19 protein-coding genes are annotated in these 16184 nt (G+C 63.3%); 6 read left to right on the plus strand and 13 right to left on the minus strand.

The window, feature by feature from the left end:
• Positions 1-131 precede the first annotated feature (131 nt).
• Entirely contained in the window at positions 132-764 is a 633-nt protein-coding gene (locus EP237_RS18010) for a hypothetical protein (RefSeq protein WP_206052319.1), read from the minus strand.
• Between the two features lie 122 nt (positions 765-886).
• Positions 887-3175, minus strand: coding sequence for a DNA topoisomerase IV subunit A (locus EP237_RS18015; protein ID WP_240661684.1), 2289 nt, complete (start codon positions 3173-3175; stop codon positions 887-889).
• 132 nt (positions 3176-3307) lie between these two features.
• Here EP237_RS18015 and EP237_RS18020 point away from each other — a divergent pair, with 132 nt between their 5' ends.
• From EP237_RS18020 to EP237_RS18030, 3 genes are all read left to right on the plus strand, one after another.
• The gene (locus tag EP237_RS18020) at positions 3308-4138 is read left to right on the plus strand and encodes an SDR family NAD(P)-dependent oxidoreductase (protein WP_127562289.1); all 831 of its coding nucleotides are present in this window, start codon (positions 3308-3310) and stop codon (positions 4136-4138) included.
• A gap of 114 nt (positions 4139-4252) precedes the next feature.
• Entirely contained in the window at positions 4253-4456 is a 204-nt protein-coding gene (locus EP237_RS18025) for a twin transmembrane helix small protein (RefSeq protein WP_071691892.1), read from the plus strand.
• Positions 4457-4459: 3 nt separating this feature from the next.
• Positions 4460-5032: a cob(I)yrinic acid a,c-diamide adenosyltransferase gene (locus tag EP237_RS18030; RefSeq protein WP_127562290.1), complete on the plus strand. Its 573-nt coding sequence runs from the start codon at positions 4460-4462 to the stop codon at positions 5030-5032.
• Here the strand turns inward: EP237_RS18030 and EP237_RS18035 are convergent.
• From EP237_RS18035 to EP237_RS18045, 3 genes are read right to left on the minus strand one after another with little or no spacing between them, the layout of a single operon-like run.
• Positions 5029-5865 carry an AraC family transcriptional regulator gene (locus EP237_RS18035; RefSeq protein WP_127562291.1) on the minus strand — a complete coding sequence of 279 codons (837 nt, stop codon included), beginning with the start codon at positions 5863-5865 and terminating at the stop codon, positions 5029-5031. The genes EP237_RS18030 and EP237_RS18035 overlap by 4 nt on opposite strands.
• Before the next feature lie 60 nt (positions 5866-5925).
• A complete protein-coding gene (locus tag EP237_RS18040) occupies positions 5926-6411 on the minus strand; it encodes a GyrI-like domain-containing protein (RefSeq protein ID WP_127562292.1) in 486 nt (161 codons plus the stop codon).
• Positions 6408-6785, minus strand: a complete 378-nt coding sequence (locus EP237_RS18045; protein ID WP_127562293.1) for a VOC family protein — start codon at positions 6783-6785, stop codon at positions 6408-6410. Before EP237_RS18045 ends, EP237_RS18040 begins: the two co-directional genes overlap by 4 nt.
• A 211-nt stretch (positions 6786-6996) precedes the next feature.
• On the opposite strand from EP237_RS18045, the gene EP237_RS18050 reads away from it, so the two are divergent.
• Positions 6997-7755, plus strand: coding sequence for an electron transfer flavoprotein subunit beta/FixA family protein (locus EP237_RS18050; protein ID WP_127562294.1), 759 nt, complete (start codon positions 6997-6999; stop codon positions 7753-7755).
• Positions 7755-8684, plus strand: a complete 930-nt coding sequence (locus EP237_RS18055) for an electron transfer flavoprotein subunit alpha/FixB family protein (RefSeq protein ID WP_127562295.1) — start codon at positions 7755-7757, stop codon at positions 8682-8684. Before EP237_RS18050 ends, EP237_RS18055 begins: the two co-directional genes overlap by 1 nt.
• A 51-nt stretch (positions 8685-8735) precedes the next feature.
• Here EP237_RS18055 and EP237_RS18060 read toward each other — a convergent pair whose 3' ends face one another.
• Positions 8736-9557, minus strand: coding sequence for a DUF6473 family protein (locus EP237_RS18060; protein WP_240661685.1), 822 nt, complete (start codon positions 9555-9557; stop codon positions 8736-8738).
• Positions 9558-9736: 179 nt separating this feature from the next.
• On the opposite strand from EP237_RS18060, the gene EP237_RS18065 reads away from it, so the two are divergent.
• Positions 9737-10612: a 3-hydroxybutyryl-CoA dehydrogenase gene (locus EP237_RS18065; protein ID WP_127562297.1), complete on the plus strand. Its 876-nt coding sequence runs from the start codon at positions 9737-9739 to the stop codon at positions 10610-10612.
• 6 nt (positions 10613-10618) lie between these two features.
• On the opposite strand, the gene EP237_RS18070 is transcribed toward EP237_RS18065, so the two are convergent.
• From EP237_RS18070 to EP237_RS18100, 7 genes are read right to left on the minus strand one after another with little or no spacing between them, the layout of a single operon-like run.
• Positions 10619-11512, minus strand: coding sequence for a lysophospholipid acyltransferase family protein (locus tag EP237_RS18070; RefSeq protein ID WP_206052324.1), 894 nt, complete (start codon positions 11510-11512; stop codon positions 10619-10621).
• Positions 11513-11559: 47 nt separating this feature from the next.
• Positions 11560-11838 (minus strand): HPr family phosphocarrier protein, encoded by a 279-nt coding sequence (locus EP237_RS18075; protein WP_127562299.1) that lies wholly within the window; start codon positions 11836-11838, stop codon positions 11560-11562.
• Positions 11835-12227: a PTS sugar transporter subunit IIA gene (locus EP237_RS18080; RefSeq protein ID WP_127562300.1), complete on the minus strand. Its 393-nt coding sequence runs from the start codon at positions 12225-12227 to the stop codon at positions 11835-11837. Before EP237_RS18080 ends, EP237_RS18075 begins: the two co-directional genes overlap by 4 nt.
• A gap of 18 nt (positions 12228-12245) precedes the next feature.
• The gene (gene rapZ, locus EP237_RS18085; protein WP_127562301.1) at positions 12246-13145 is read right to left on the minus strand and encodes an RNase adapter RapZ; all 900 of its coding nucleotides are present in this window, start codon (positions 13143-13145) and stop codon (positions 12246-12248) included.
• Positions 13146-13151: 6 nt separating this feature from the next.
• Positions 13152-13613 (minus strand): HPr kinase/phosphorylase, encoded by a 462-nt coding sequence (locus EP237_RS18090; protein ID WP_127562302.1) that lies wholly within the window; start codon positions 13611-13613, stop codon positions 13152-13154.
• Between the two features lie 4 nt (positions 13614-13617).
• On the minus strand, positions 13618-15348 hold the full coding sequence (locus tag EP237_RS18095) for a sensor histidine kinase (protein WP_127562303.1): 1731 nt from the start codon (positions 15346-15348) through the stop codon (positions 13618-13620).
• The gene (locus EP237_RS18100) at positions 15349-16050 is read right to left on the minus strand and encodes a response regulator transcription factor (protein WP_127562304.1); all 702 of its coding nucleotides are present in this window, start codon (positions 16048-16050) and stop codon (positions 15349-15351) included.
• Positions 16051-16184: the final 134 nt, after the last annotated feature.

Below are 16184 nucleotides of genomic sequence, written 5' to 3' on the forward strand. Positions count from 1 at the left end.
CGCGCTCAAACTTTTCCTTTGCCATTGCTCAGGCGCCTCATGCTTTGGGGGGGCCGCCCGGCCCCGGTTCATCATCGCGCGCTCGTTACTGAGGCGCGGGGGAAAAATCAAGGGTGAGTTGGGGAAATCCGTTATTCCGCCGCTTCTTCGGGCAGCTCTACTGGCTGCTCCACTTCCGCGACCTGCGCCTCCAGCGCAGCCTGAGCCTCGGCGGCGGCGTCCTCGTCGATCGAGAACCATTCCGGATGGGTCAGCATCCAAAGCTGGATGCGCCGCGCCGCGTTGCGCGCAAGGATCTGCATCTGTTCCTCGCGTGACCGGGCAAGGCCCGACCCGATGATCATGGTTTCCGGTGCTGCGCCTTCGAAAATCGTCAGCTGTTCGGGGTCATCATGCAGTTTCGCCTGCAATTCATCATCCCAGACATTGGCACTGACCACGAGGATCGAGCGCGGCTGAAGCACCACGGGGATCCCCGGAGGCGCCAGCGCATAGGCATCCACATGGATCGCGATGTGATAAAGGCGGTCGCCCTCATAGCCCCCAAACCGGCGGTCGATCTCGGCGGTCAGGATCTCGATCCATTCCTCGCCCGACGCTTCCCGCGAGGGTGGGACCTGCTGCATGTTGTCGGCCACGACGATGTTATAGGCCAGGCGGAAATCGCCCATATCTGGCAGGTCTTCCTCCAGCGGGTCGGTCGCGGCGCAGGCCCCGAGAATCAGGACCAGCCCCAAAAGGGCGAAACGGGACAGGGCGCGCATGGGGCTCCTCCTAAATGGCAGCCCATCCGGGATAGCGCAGCCGGGCATGACGCGCAATCGACCCGGTCAAACCGCCGAAAGATCGGCAGAAAACCGTGGCCGAGATGCAAACCGGGGGCGTCTCAGTTGAACCGGTTATCCCGCGGGAAGCCGCGCGGGGCCATGCGGCCCGTTCCGGCGCGTTTGCCTTCCCATTCGGTCAGGTCGGTCTCGGTCCGGGTGCGTCCGGCAGGGTCTTTCCAGCTCAGCCCGTCGGCCCGGTTGAAGCTGCGCGCGTCCGACAGACCGCCATCCTTGTATTTCTGCAACCGCACCCCCTTGCCGCGGCCCATCTCGGGCAGTTCGGCCATCGGGAAGACCAGAACCTTGCGGTTCTCGCCCACGCAGGCGACATAGTCTTCGCCCTCCTGCACGCGGGTGCAGACCGCCGCCCGCACCGGGGCCTTGACGTTCAGAACCTGCTTGCCAGAGCGGGTCTGGGCCAGGACATCGGCCTCGGGCACAAGGAAGCCGTCGCCAGCGGAGGACGCCACCAGCAGTTTCGCGCCGGGCTTGTGAATGAACAGATCGACAATCTCGACCTCGTTGGGCAGATCGACCATCAGGCGCACGGGTTCCCCCATGCCGCGCCCGCCGGGCAGGTTCGAGGCGGCGATGGTATAGAAGCGCCCGTTATTGCCGAACACCAGCAACTTGTCGGTGGTTTCCGCATGCTTCAGGAAGCGGCCTTCGTCGCCATCCTTGTACTTGAACTCACCATCCAGGGCGACATGGCCCTTCATGGCGCGCACCCAACCCATCTTGGACAGCACCACGGTGATCGGTTCACGCTCGATCATGGCTTCCAGCGGCACGTCGGGGGTTTCGCCCGCCTCGGCGAAATCGGTGCGTCGCTTGCCGAATTCGGTGCCCTTGCCGAACTGCTTGCGCATTTCGCGCAGCTCTTCGGCGATGCGGCCCCATTGCAGCTCGTCCCGCGCCAGCAGATCGTCCAGCCCGGCGCGTTCTTCCATCAGCGCGGCCTGCTCTTTCAGCAGTTCCATCTCCTCCAGCCGCCGCAAGCTGCGCAGGCGCATGTTCAGGATCGCCTCGGCCTGCACCTCAGTCAGTTCGCCCTCGCCCGGAGCGGGGCTGACATAGTCGGCCTCGGACGTGGCGCGGACATGCGCCCTGCCCCATTCCTCGCGCATCAATGCAGCCTTGGGGTCGTCGTCATAGCGGATGATGTCGATCACCCGGTCGAGATTGAGGAAGGTGATGATGAAGCCTTCCAACACCTCCAACCGGTGGTCGATCTTTTCCATCCGGTGGGTGGAGCGGCGGATCAGCACCTCGCGCCGGTGATCGAGAAAGGCGCGCAGAACCTCTTTCAAAGAACAGACCTTGGGCGTGCGCCCGTCGATCAGTACGTTCATGTTCAGGCTGAACCGAATCTCCAGGTCCGAGCTGCGAAACAGCGTCCCCATCAGAATTTCCGGGTCCACATTCTTGGACCTGGGTTCCAGCACGATGCGGATATCGTCAGCCGATTCGTCGCGCACATCGGCCAGAATCGGCACCTTCTTGGTCTGAATGAGTTCCGCGATCTTCTCGATCAGTTTCGATTTCTGCACCTGATAGGGGATCTCGGTGACCACGACCTGCCATGTGCCGCGGCCCAGATCCTCGGTCTCCCATTTCGCCCGCAGGCGGAAGGCACCGCGACCGGTGCGATAGGTCTCGGCCATGCTTTCGCGCGGCTCTACGATCACGCCGCCGGTGGGAAAATCAGGCCCCTGAATGTAGTTCAGCAGCGTCTCGTCCCGCGTATCGGGCGACTTGATCATGTGCAGGCAGGCGGCGATCAACTCGTCCACATTATGCGGTGGAATGTTGGTGGCCATCCCCACGGCGATCCCGCTGGACCCATTCGCCAGCAGGTTCGGCAGCGCGGCGGGCAGCACCTCGGGTTCCTGCAAGGTGCCGTCGTAATTGTCGCGGAAATCAACGGCGTTCTCGTTCAGCCCTTCCAGCAGCACTTCGGCCACGGCGGTCATCCGCGCCTCGGTGTATCGGCTGGCGGCCGGGTTATCGCCGTCGATATTGCCGAAATTCCCCTGCCCGTCGACCAGCGGGTAGCGGATGGTGAAATCCTGCGCCAGACGCGCCATCGCGTCATAGATCGCGGCGTCGCCATGGGGGTGATAGTTGCCCATCACATCGCCCGAGATCTTGGCGGATTTCCGGAAGCCCCCATTGGAGGCCAGCCGCAGTTCCCGCATCGCATAAAGGATGCGCCGATGCACAGGTTTCAACCCATCCCGCGCGTCGGGCAAGGCCCGGTGCATGATGGTGGACAGCGCATATTGAAGGTAGCGCGAGCCAATGGCGCGGCTCAGCGACTCGGATATTTCGCGGTTGTCTTCTGACATATTCTGCTCGTTCATTTGGTATCGGTGATACGCGAAACCACGAGGGGTGGTAAAGCAGGATATGTCTCTGCGCTTGCACCATTCGGCCCATGGGCCTACGCAATTGCCATCATCCGCCACGAGGGCATCGCAATGACTCGCAGCATCCTTATTACCGGTTGTTCCTCCGGCATCGGCTATGACGCGGCCCATACCCTGCGTGACCGGGGCTGGCAGGTCTTCGCCAGTTGCCGCAAAGCCGAAGACTGCGTGCGGCTGCGCGACGAGGGGTTCGTCAGCCCAAGGCTGGATTATGAAGACGCCGACACGATCCGGACCGCCGTTGCCGAGGTGCTCCAGGCCACCGGCGGAACCTTGGATGCATTGTACAACAACGGCGCCTACGGCATTCCCGGTCTGGTGGAGGATCTGCCCCGCGCGGCCTTCGACGCCATCCTTCAGGCCAACCTGATCGGGCCGCAGGATCTGACCCGGCAGATCATTCCCGCAATGCGCGCGCAAGGCCATGGCAGGATCGTCAACTGCACCTCCGTGTTCGGCTATGCCGCATCACCATGGCGCGGCGCCTATATCGCCACCAAGCACGGGTTGGAGGGGTTGACCGACAGCCTGAGGCTGGAACTGCACGGCACCGGCATTCATGTCAGCCTGATCCAGCCCGGCTTGATTGCCACCAAATTCGGTGAAAACTCGGGCCGAGAGCTGGAAAAATGGATTGATTGGCGCAGGTCCGCAAGGGCCAGGGACTACGAGACGACCCTTCTGGACAAAAGCCGGGGCCGCGCGGCCGTGGCCCGGCTCGAAGCGCCGGCATCGGACGTTACGCGCAAGCTGATCCATGCATTGGACTCACCGCGCCCACGCGCCCGCTACCGGGTTACCAAGCTGGCTGAACTGGTCAATGTGCTCGACCGGGTCTTGCCCACCCGCGCGACCGACTGGATCATCCGCCGGGTCACTTGACCACGGGGGCCGGATACGAAAAACCCTTCGCTTTATCTGTGGGGCGACCTAGATAGGTCAGCGAACGCTTATACGGGCTTTTGTGGACGGGCAAAGCCTCGGGAAAGGACCACCATGGTTGATACCCTCACCATCATTGCCCTGATCGTCACGGTCGGGGTCGCCATCATCCTGCTCTTCGGGATTGGCACCTTCACGCGCGGCGGGGAATTCAACCGCAGGAATGCCAACAAGATCATGCGCTGGCGTTTGGCGGCACAATTCGTTGCGGTGATCCTGATCGCCGCGGTGGTCTATCTGCGCGGCAACGGGGGCTGAAACATGGTCGTTCTGAACAAGATCTACACCCGCACCGGTGACGCTGGCCAGACCGCGCTTGGCAATGGCGCGCGGGTCGACAAGCATTCCGCCCGCGTGACGGCCTATGGCACGGTCGATGAGCTGAACGCGACGCTCGGGATGGCGCGATTGCATACGGAAGGCGCAATGGACGCGCAGCTGGCGATGATCCAGAACGACCTTTTCGATCTGGGCGCGGACCTGTGCCGCCCGGAAATGGAAAAGGATGCCGAGGCTGAGTATCCGCCCCTGCGCATGATCGCCGCGCAGGTGGACCGGCTGGAGGCCGAGATCGACGCAATGAACGACCGGTTGGACCCGCTGCGCAGTTTCATCCTGCCCGGCGGTTCGCCTGCCGCCGCATATCTGCATCTCTGCCGCACCGTCGCCCGCCGGGCCGAACGGCTGGCGGTGGAACTGTCCACGGTGGAAACGGTCAATCCCGCAGCGGTGAAGTATCTCAACCGCCTGTCAGACTGGTTCTTCGTCGCGGCCCGCATCTGCAATGACGAAGGCCGCGCCGATGTGCTGTGGGTGCCGGGGGCAAACCGCTAGCCGCGCGGCGCAACGGGCACCCAGACCGCAACCTTGCCAGCGCCTTTCGGGTCGAAATCCGCATCATAAAGCTCGAACTCCGGCCCGTTCAGCAGGTCATACTCCGCAACCGGCGCCCATTTGGCAAAGATCGCGTCCCAGGTCCGCGAGATCGTCGAGATATGTCCCTCATGGGCAAAGACCGCATAGGTGCCGCCCGGAAGCGTCAGCCGGTCGAGCCCCTCTGCCGCCTCGCCGGGAAAGGCGACCGTATAGGTGAAGTCGCCCGAGTCGCTGAAATCGGAACAGACCCCATAGGTCGGCCCGCCGATCATGGCGTCATGCCATGCCGACACCGTATCATCCCAAAGCGCGGGGATGCGCGTGCGGCTCTCCATGTCGAACCGGCCCGAGCATCCCACGAGGGGGATCGGCTCGATCGTCCTGATCTCGGGCACCGGGGTGGCCGTTGGTTCTGTTGGGGTCATCTTCATAGCCTCCTGCAAGGGTATCCTGTTCAGATCCTCCGGCCCGCGAATGGAGGACGGGGCCAATCCGAAACAGGCACGGAACGCACGGGAAAACCCCTCGACACTGTCATAACCCGCGTCAAAGGCGGCATTGGTCACGCTTTCACCGGCTGATCGCGCCTTGGCCGCCTCGCTCAGCCGCCGCCTGCGCACATATGTGCCAAGCGAGAGGCCGGTGCGCAGGGAAAAGGCACGGGTCAGGTGAAACCGGCTGACCCCGATGGCGTCAGCCAGCGCGGGCAGATCCGGCCCCCGGGACAGGTCCGTTTCCACCTGCCACAGGGTGCGGGCAATCAGGTCAGATTGGGTGTGCGTCCGTTTCATGACCTCAGGATAGAACGTCGCGACGGCCCGCGCCTGACCGATCTTGCGCCGAACCGGCGACTAGTTGGGCCGGTCGCTGACCGGAACCCAGATCTCGAACGCCATGCCGTCCGGTCCGTTTCGGGGGTCTTCCGGATAGCGCTCGAAAATCGCGCCGCGCCGCTGCGTATAGCGCGACCCCGGCAGCCACTCCGCGATGATCCAGTCAAAGCACAGTTGCACATCATCGAGCGTGCCGAAATCCTGCACCACCGCGTAGTCGCCTTCTGGCAGCCGCGCCAGGCTGGTGCCCTTGGGCAATTCTGTCGGCACCGGGTCCACCTCGACCGTCACGCCGTATTTGAACGAACCCAGACCGTCCGCCGCGAAGGACACGCCATACATGGCGCCGGGCACATAGTTGGGAATGAAGAGCGGCGCCTCGTAGAAGGTTCGCCACAGGTCCGGCATCTCGTCCAGCGTCGCCATTGAATAGTCGCGCACAAACCCGAGCGTATGGGTTTCCGGGAAGGCCTTGATCTCGGGCTCAGACATGGATGGTGTCATTCGCTATCTCCTGTCGGGGCGGGTTCCCACAATTCGATCGGCGTGCCTTCGGGGTCGCGCAAATGGGCGAAGCGACCGATCCCGTCCATATCCTGCCGATTGTAAACATCTATTCCCGCAGATTCCAGTTGCGTCACCATGGCGTCCAGATCCTTCACGCGAAAGTTCAGCATGAAGCGCTGGTCGGCGGCAAAGTAGTCGGTGTCCTCGGCAAAAGGCGCAAAGACCGTCACACCGGCGTCACTGACCCAGGGCACCATCTCCATATCGGTGGGGGCAATGTTGATTCCAAGATGCTCAAGATACCATCGCCCCAAAGCCTCCGGGTCCTTGGCGCGGAAGAAGAACCCGCCGATTCCCTGAACTTTTTCCATTGAAACTCAACCCTCCCCTGCAAATACCCCGGCGCAGTTTTCGCCGCTGATCCGACACATACACACTCAATAAGGAAAAAACGCGGCGTCCAATCGGTCGAACGCGTCGATTTTGACCTGTCATCGCGCGATTCGAAGCGGTAACAACCGCATGATAGCATGACTTGCCCGGGGCCAGCGCCTCGGGGGCCATAACAGGAGAGACGTGGAAATGAAGGTTCTTGTGCCTGTCAAACGCGTGATCGACTACAACGTGAAGGTCCGTGTGAAGGCGGATGGCAGCGGTGTTGATCTTGCGAATGTGAAGATGTCGATGAACCCGTTCGACGAGATTGCCGTTGAAGAGGCGATCCGTCTGAAGGAAGCGGGCAAGGCGGATGAAGTGATCGCCGTGTCGATCGGCGTCAAGCAAAGCCAGGAAACCCTGCGCACGGCGCTGGCCATGGGCGCGGACCGCGCCATCCTGGTCATTGCCGCCGATGACGTGCACACCGATATCGAGCCGCTGGCGGTGGCCAAGATCCTCAAGGCCGTGGTCGATGAGGAAGCGCCCGGTCTGGTGCTCTGCGGCAAGCAGGCCATCGACAACGACATGAACGCCACCGGCCAGATGCTGTCGGCTCTGCTCGGCTGGTCGCAGGCGGCTTTCGCCTCGAAGGTCGATATCGACGGCGACAGCGCGCTGGTGACCCGCGAAGTGGATGGCGGTCTTCAGACCATCAAGGTCTCGATGCCGACCATCGTGACCGTCGACCTGCGTCTGAACGAGCCGCGCTATGCGTCGCTGCCCAACATCATGAAGGCCAAGAAAAAGCCGCTGGATGAAAAGACCGCCGCCGATTACGGCGTCGACGTCACCCCGCGTCTGGAGATCGTCTCGACGACCGAGCCCGAGGCCCGCAAGGCCGGTGAGATTGTCGGCTCCGTGGACGAGCTTGTTGCGAAACTCAAAGAAGCGGGGGCTGTGTAATGGCTGTTCTTCTCCTTGCTGAAGTGACCGATGGCGAACTGGCGCTGGACGCCACCGCAAAGGCTGTCACCGCCGCATCGTCGCTTGGCGACGTGACCGTTCTGTGTGCTGGGGCTTCTGCCGCTGCCGCAGGTGACGCCGCTGCCAAGATCGCAGGCGTGTCCAAGGTGCTCGTTGCCGAAGACGCCTCGCTCGGTCATCGTCTGGCCGAACCCACGGCCGCGCTGATCGTGTCTCTGGCTGGCGATTACGAACATATCGTGGCACCGGCCACCACCGACGCCAAGAACGTGCTGCCCCGCGTGGCCGCGCTGCTTGACGTCATGGTGATCTCGGATGCTTCCGGTGTGGTCGATGGCTCCACCTTCGAGCGTCCGATCTACGCGGGCAACGCGATCCAGACCGTGAAGTCCTCGGACGCCAAGAAGGTCATCTCCTTCCGGACCTCCACGTTTGATGCTGCCGGTGAACAAGCAGCCGCTCCCGTGGACTCTATCGGCGCGGCGGCCAATCCCGGCCTCTCCGAATGGGTCGAGGACAAGGTGGCCGCAAGCGACCGCCCCGAACTGACCTCGGCGGGCATCGTCGTGTCGGGCGGCCGTGGCGTAGGATCCGAAGACGACTTCAAGATCATCGAAGCGCTCGCTGACAAGCTCGGTGCTGCTGTCGGGGCCTCCCGCGCCGCGGTCGACTCGGGCTACGCCCCGAACGACTGGCAGGTTGGCCAGACCGGCAAGGTCGTCGCCCCCGATCTCTACGTTGCCGTCGGCATCTCGGGCGCCATCCAGCACCTTGCTGGCATGAAGGACTCGAAGATCATCGTCGCGATCAACAAGGATGAAGAGGCCCCGATCTTTCAGGTCGCCGATTACGGCCTGGTCGCCGACCTCTTCACCGCCGTGCCGGAACTGACCGAAAAACTCGGCTGATCCACGCGACACCGCAATCCCAGAAGGCCCGCCCATCCCGGCGGGCCTTTTTCATGCCATGGCGCCCGCCAGCATCAAGGCCACCCGGTCATGATCCTCCGGCCCCGGCATCAGCCGTGCGGCGGCCTCCTCGCCCCGGCCATGGAACATCCCCCGCGCTGCCGGACCCCTCGCATCCTGCGCCAGAATGCAGACCGAGACACTCGCCGCCTTCGGCTCCAGCCCCGCCAGCATCCCGGCATCGACGAAGAGCGGATCATATCCCAACCCCTCCTCGTCCAACGGGTCATCCCCCGGCGCGCGGCGTGACAGCCACAGCAGATGGACCGGCACGCCGATCCGGTCCAGCAGCGTCGTCATCCGCGCCTGCCACGCGGCACGCAATTCCTCCACCACGATCATGAACCGGTCCTCCGACCTCCGTTTCAGCGCGGTCAGCATGTGCCGCGTGAAGTGGAACTCGGTGAAATCCACCTCCCGGTAGATCGTGCGCATCATGGTCGAGGCCTTGACGAACCGGTCATTTCGCCGGGGATGCACGCTGAAAAACCGGTTCGACAGATTGGCCGCCCCCGGCACCTGCAACACCACCGCCCCGGCCCGCGTGAGGGCGTTGCGAATGGCGGGGTCATGCAGCAACAGGTCGATCCCCGCGTTCATCGCACCCATATTGACCACAGGCCGCCCGAGCCGCCGCGCCAACAGGTCGGGATAGGGGTCGGGGGAAAACTTCCCGAAGGTTTCCGACCCGCCGAGACACAGGACATAACCCTCCTCCGGCTCGGCCTTCGGCCCCCGAAACGTCATCGGCGACCCCTCGTACCGGCACGGCTGATAATCAAGGGGCCCATGCCCCGCTTTTGCATAACTCATGGCTTGCTCCACCCATGTTTCGACTCACCCGAACCCAATTTGCGCCGTGGCCGTTTCCAAATGGCTAAACCGAAAACTTGTGGTGATTTTTCGCACAATCCGCCGCGGCGTTTGACCTTGTCTGCCCCCGTCCCCCGCGCCTATTGTGCGGGCGAAACACTGGGCCAGAGGTACGGGACATGGACATTCAGAAGATTGGCATCGTCGGCGCGGGACAGATGGGCAACGGGATTGCCCATGTCTGTGCATTGGCCGGGTATGACGTTGTTATGAATGATGTTTCCCAAGACAGCCTTGACAAGGCCCTGGCCCTGATCGACCGCAATATCGAACGACAGGTCAGCCGGGGAAAGGTCAGTGCCGAGGACAAGGCCGACGCGCTTGACCGCATCTCGACAACCCTGAGGCTGACAGATCTGGGATCGTCTGACCTGATCATCGAAGCCGCAACGGAACGCGAAACCGTCAAGCAGGCGATTTTCGAGGACCTTCTGCCGCATCTGAAGCCCGAAACGATCCTGACGTCCAACACCTCCTCGATCTCGATCACGCGTCTGGCCAGCCGCACCGACCGCCCGGAAAAATTCATGGGCTTCCATTTCATGAACCCGGTTCCGGTGATGCAGCTTGTGGAACTGATCCGCGGCATCGCCACCGACGAGGAAACCTTCGCCGCCTGCAAGGCTGTGGTGGACAAGCTCGGCAAAACCGCCGCGACGGCAGAGGATTTCCCCGCCTTCATCGTCAACCGCATCCTGATGCCGATGATCAACGAGGCGGTCTATACGCTCTACGAGGGCGTCGGAAACGTGAAGTCCATCGACGAGTCGATGAAGCTGGGGGCCAATCACCCGATGGGACCGCTGGAACTGGCGGATTTCATTGGTCTGGACACCTGCCTTGCGATCATGAACGTGCTGCATGACGGGCTGGCCGATACCAAGTACCGCCCCTGCCCGCTGCTGACCAAATATGTCGAGGCCGGCTGGCTTGGTCGCAAGACACAACGCGGCTTCTACGATTATCGCGGAGAGGTTCCGGTTCCGACCCGTTGACCGGGGTCAGAACACGCGGTCGGGATCGGCCTTCAGGCCAAGCGTATGCTCACGCAACTGCGCCATGAACTGGCGCGGGTTCTGGATCGGGTCGGTCCACTGATCGGGCGTGATCGCATGGCCAATGATCGGGGCCTGCGGCCTGTCGAAACTTTTCACCACCTCGTGCAGCAACAGCCCCTGGCGCACGACCGGAGACACCCGGTTGGCGATCTGGTACGCACGCGAATTGGTGCCCTGAAAAAAGCACGGCACAATCGTCGCACCGGACCGGCGGATCATCTTGGCGGTGAAGACGTTCCATTCCTGCTCGATCACCGGGCCAAATGCGGTGGCCGAAGTGGCGACGACGCCTGACGGGAACAGTGCGATCAGCCCGCGCGCCGACAGATGTTCCATCGCCTGCGCGCGCATGCGGATCATTTCCTGCTGCGCGTCGGGCTGATGCGGGAATGGAACCGCGATCATGTAGCTGGCCGCGCTTTCGTCGATCCCCGTCAGAAGCGAGCGCGTGAGAATCCGGTAATCGTCGCGGCGGCGGCCGATCAGATCCGCCAGGATCATCCCGTCGACCAGCCCATGCGGGTGGTTGGCCACGAACACGACCGGCCCCTCAGCGGGAATCCGGTCCAGCTGATGCGCAGGCGTTTGCAGCTCGATGCCCATCACCTTCATCGTCGCGGGCCAGAACGCCTGCCCCTTGGGCGCACCCATCCGTTCGAACTGGCGCACCCGGCGCACGATGGTCAGCTTGCCGGTAAACCACTCGATTGCCCGGATCACGGTCGAGCGGAGTGGTGAATCGAAAGACGACGCATAGGTCAGGCTGCGCCGGTCATAAACCGGCTGCTGCTGGCCCTCTGCGGGCCGGGCCTGTTGCCCTGCATCTGGCGTTGTCACGTCGGTCAACGGTTCTCTATCCCCGATTCCACCCCGAGTGTACGGGCTTACATGCCTTCACCGAACTTGTCAGCAACAAGTGCCGCAAGGGCATCCATCAGCTGTTCCGCCTCTGGCCCGCTGGTCTCCACCTCAATAGTGGTTCCCTGAGAGGCTGCCAACATCAAAAGCCCCATGATAGAGTCTCCGGCGGCGCTCAGCCCATCCTTGTAGGCGGTGGCACTGGCGTCGAACTGCTCCACCGTCTCCACGAATTTCGCCGAGGCACGGGCATGCAGCCCCTTGACGTTCACGATGTCCAGCTTGCGTCTGGTCGGATTGGTCATTCGGGGGCTCCGTCAAAACTGTTGATATAGCGGCGGCCAGCCTCGGCGGCGCGCGATACGGCCACGTCGACCGGCAGGTTGCGCGACTTGGCAAGCTTCACCAGCATCGGCAGGTTTACCCCGGTCAGGATCTTGCGATTGGACGGGCGGCAGGCGCGCAGAGAAAGGTTGGAGGGCGATCCGCCAAACATGTCGGTCACCACCACCACACCATCACCGGTATCCACCGCATCTGCGGCGTCACAGATCTCGCGCTGGCGGCGGCTGCGGTCGTCTTCGGCACCGATGGAAATCGCCAGCATGCCGGGCTGACGGCCCACTACATGCTCCACGGCATTCTGCAGCTCGCGCGCCAGACCTCCATGTGCAACGATCACGATGCCGATCAAACTCTGCTTCCTTGGCATTTACGGCGCGCGGGTCACCGCCCGGCGTTCAATCTCCCTGTGCCTCTTTGACACCTGCCAGCCCGCCTGCGCAAGATGGGCAGCCAGTTTTTCGGTGACAGCAACCGAGCGGTGTTGCCCTCCGGTGCACCCGAAGGCCACGGTCAGATGCGCCTTGCCCTCCTCCTGATAGGCGGGCAGCAGGGTTTCCACCAATTGCGTGACCTGCGCCAGGAAGGGCGCGAAGCGAGCGTCGTCGGCGATATAGTCCACCACCGCCGCATCGCGCCCGTCCAGACTGCGCAGATCGGCGTTCCAGTAGGGGTTGCGCAGGAAGCGGCAGTCAAAGACCAGATCGGCCCCCGTCGGCAGCCCACGCTTGTAGCTGAAGGATTGCACCGAGAGGGCCAGCTGCTGACCGCCCGGCGCGAACCAGCGCTGCACCTCGGCGCGCAGCTCATGCGGGGTCATGTCGGATGTGTCGATCAGGATGCCTGCACGGGTGCGCACCGGCGCCAGCAGGTCCTGTTCCAGCTCGATCCCCAGAATGGGCCGATCCTCCGGCGCCAGCGGGTGGCGGCGGCGGGTTTCGGAATAGCGGCGGACGAGCACATCGGTGGCGCAATCCAGATAGACCAGATCGGCCAGAATGCGCGGGTCGGCAGCCAGCCGGTCGACGGCCGCGATCAGCGCCTGCGCGCTGTAGTCGCGGTTGCGGGGATCGGTGCCAAGCGCCAGCGGTCGCGTGGGGGGCGGCCCGTCCAGAAGCCGCGGCAACAGGCTGAGCGGCAGGTTGTCGATGGCCTCGAAGCCCAGATCCTCCAGCGCCCGGATCGCCGTTGACCGCCCCGCACCCGAGGGGCCGGAGACAAAAACCACCCGTTCGGCCTCTTCTGCGGTTGTCTGGTCTTCGTGATCCATCGCTGGCTACTCCGCGCGTCCTTGCTTCAGATACTGGCAGATCGCGGCGGCAAGGAAAGGGTGATCCTTGCCCAGGATCAAGGGCACCGGTCCACCCGGCATGGCGGCCAAGCGTCGCGGTGGCAGACGGTCGGGCTCTGCCCGAGACAGATCGACAATCAGCGACAGGGGGGCCATCTTTCCTGGCTCGGCATGGAGCAGGCCGATTCCCCGCGCCTCGATGAGACGGGGCGCGCCCTCCGGGCGCGTGACCTTGCCATCCTCCGTCAGCAATACCCCGTCATCGGCCACGAGGGATGCGCCAAGCGCCATAAGCTCCAGCGCCAACCGCGACTTGCCGCTGCCCGAGGGACCAAGCGCCAGCAGCCCCTGCCCGTTCAGGCAGACCGCCGTGCCACGGCAGAAGACACGCCCATCCGGCGTGGGGCTGCAATAGGCGGTCTGAAGGGATGTGTCGCCCGTGGCCAAGGCCCTAGAGCGGCAGGCCGACCACGAACCGCGCCCCAAGCGGGTCCGAGGTGATGTCGGCCTCTGTCGGGCGGATGTTCTCGGCCCAGATCACCCCGCCATGGGCCTCGACGATCTGCTTGGAGATCGCCAGGCCAAGGCCCGAATGGTCGCCGAACTGCTGAACGGGCCGTTCCGAATAGAAGCGGTTGAAGACCTTGGTCAGCGCCTCTTCGGGGATGCCCGGCCCGGTATCCTCGACCACCACCAGCACCCGGTTTTCGCGCTTGCGCGCCCAAACCCGGACAGCATCGCCCGCCTCGCAGAAGGAAATCGCGTTGGTGATCAGGTTGACGAAGACCTGTGCCAGCCGGCCCTCCAGCCCGTGCAGCCTGACCGGTTCGCCAGGCAGGTCGGAGATGAAGGCGATCTCTTGGCCCTGCGCCTCTTCGGCATGGTACTGGGTCAGGTTCGACAGCATATGGATGAGGTCGAAATCATCGGCCTCCTCCTTCACCAGCTCGGAATCGAGCCGCGAGGCGTTGGAGATATCCGACACCAGCCGGTCCAGCCGCCGCACGTCATGCTCGATGACATCCAGCAAGCGGGTGCGTTGTTCGTCGGTACGCGCAAGCCGCATGGTGCCGACGGCAGACCGCAGCGAGGCGAGCGGGTTCTTGACCTCATGCGCCACGTCGGCGGCGAATTGTTCATTGCCGTCGATCCGGTCATAGAGCGCCGCAACCATGCCACGCAGCGCGGCGGACAGGCGGCCGATCTCATCGGGGCGGCCCGTCAGATCCGGGATGCGCACGCGCGTCGGGCTCATCTTTCGGGCGTTCTTGTCGCGGCCGAGTTCCGCGGCGGCGGACAGGTCCGACAGTGGGTTGGCGATGGTCGAGGCCAGCACCAGCGACAGGCCGATCGACACCAGAAGCGCCACGAAGAACATTTGCAGGATCTGTTCGCGTTCTGCGCGCACCAGCTGTTCGATCTCACCCGCGGCGGTGGCCAGCGCCACGACGCCCACAACGCCCGAGGCACCCTCGATGGGCGAGGCCGCGAGGAAGATCGCACCCGCCGTCCCGTTACCGCCATGCAGAACGGTTTCACCCGACAGCGCTTCTGCGACCAGCGCGCGGGCCTGGTCCTCGGTCGATACCGTTTCAGCCGGTGTCGAGCCCGAGGAAAGAATTCCGGCGATGCCGTCCCAGACAGTGTTCAGAAAATCCGTAATGACCAATGACCGGCCCGGATCCTCCCCACCTCCAGCCAATGGTGTCGCCGCTTCGGTCGCGGTGTCACCGGTCGAGGCGACCAGCGTTTCGTTCGGAGCGAAGACATAGACATCGACGCCATCCGACAGGCCGATCCGGCCAAGCACATCGACCGGGTCGATGCCGTCACCGGTCAGCAGATTGGCGGGGGCCGTGCGCGGCAAGCTGGCCTCGAAGATCTCGGCCACCAGCTGCGCTTCGACGGCCAGCGCCTGTTCGCGCTGATAGACCAGACTGTCGCGGAACGGGTTCAGGAACAGAACCCCGGCCACGAGAACCACAAGCGCCAAGAGGTTAAAGAGGATGATCTTGCGCGCCAGCGGCGAGCGGTTGAGCGACATCAGACCCCGCCGGGCCCGCGCATCGCGCAGCTCGACCTCGACCGCCCCGGCGGGGCGGTCCCAGTCTTCCCCCAGCACGATCTGCGATTCCGCAGGTTCGCGCCTTTGGGTCGGTCCGATGTCGGAGGCCAGTGTCATTTAGTCTTCGTTATACCTGTACCCGATACCATAAAGCGTTTCGATGGCCGAGAAATCCGAATCCACCTCACGCATCTTCTTGCGAAGCCGCTTGATATGGCTGTCGATGGTCCGGTCATCCACATAGACCTGTTCGTCATAGGCCACATCCATCAGCTGGTCACGGCTTTTGACGAAACCGGGACGCTGCGCCAGCGCCTGCAGCAGCAGGAACTCTGTCACCGTCAGCGACACGTCCTTGCCATGCCAGGTCACCGCGTGACGGAGCGGGTCCATGGTCAGCGGCCCGCGCACCATCACCTGGCTTTCTTCCGGTGAACCGCCCGCGTCAGAGGCAATCGCCTCCTGCCGGCGCAGGATGGACCGGATGCGTTCCACCAGCAGGCGCTGCGAGAACGGCTTGCGCACGTAATCATCCGCGCCCATGCGCAGGCCCATCAGTTCGTCGATCTCATCATCCTTGGAGGTGAGAAAGATCACCGGCACCGCGCTTTTCTGGCGCAGACGCTGCAACAGGTCCATGCCATCCATGCGGGGCATCTTGATGTCCAGCACGGCCAGTTCCGGCATCCGGCGCGTGAATGCGTCCAGTGCCGATTGTCCGTCGTTATAGGTTTCCACTTCAAATCCTTCCGCTTCCAGAGTCATGGAAACGGAGGTCAGGATATTCCTGTCGTCATCGACGAGTGCGATCCTCGACATGTTACTATTTCCTTATGCTGCCCGATTTGCCTGTTTTTTTCTTATTGTCCTACATTTCGGGCTTTAGAATCAATCTCTAAGTTGCATCCCGGTGTAACTGGTGTGGCCGATTTCCTACCATCCACCTCTTAAGG

It is taken from the genome of Nioella ostreopsis, assembly GCF_004000255.1.
Classification (GTDB): Bacteria; Pseudomonadota; Alphaproteobacteria; order Rhodobacterales; family Rhodobacteraceae; genus Nioella; species Nioella ostreopsis.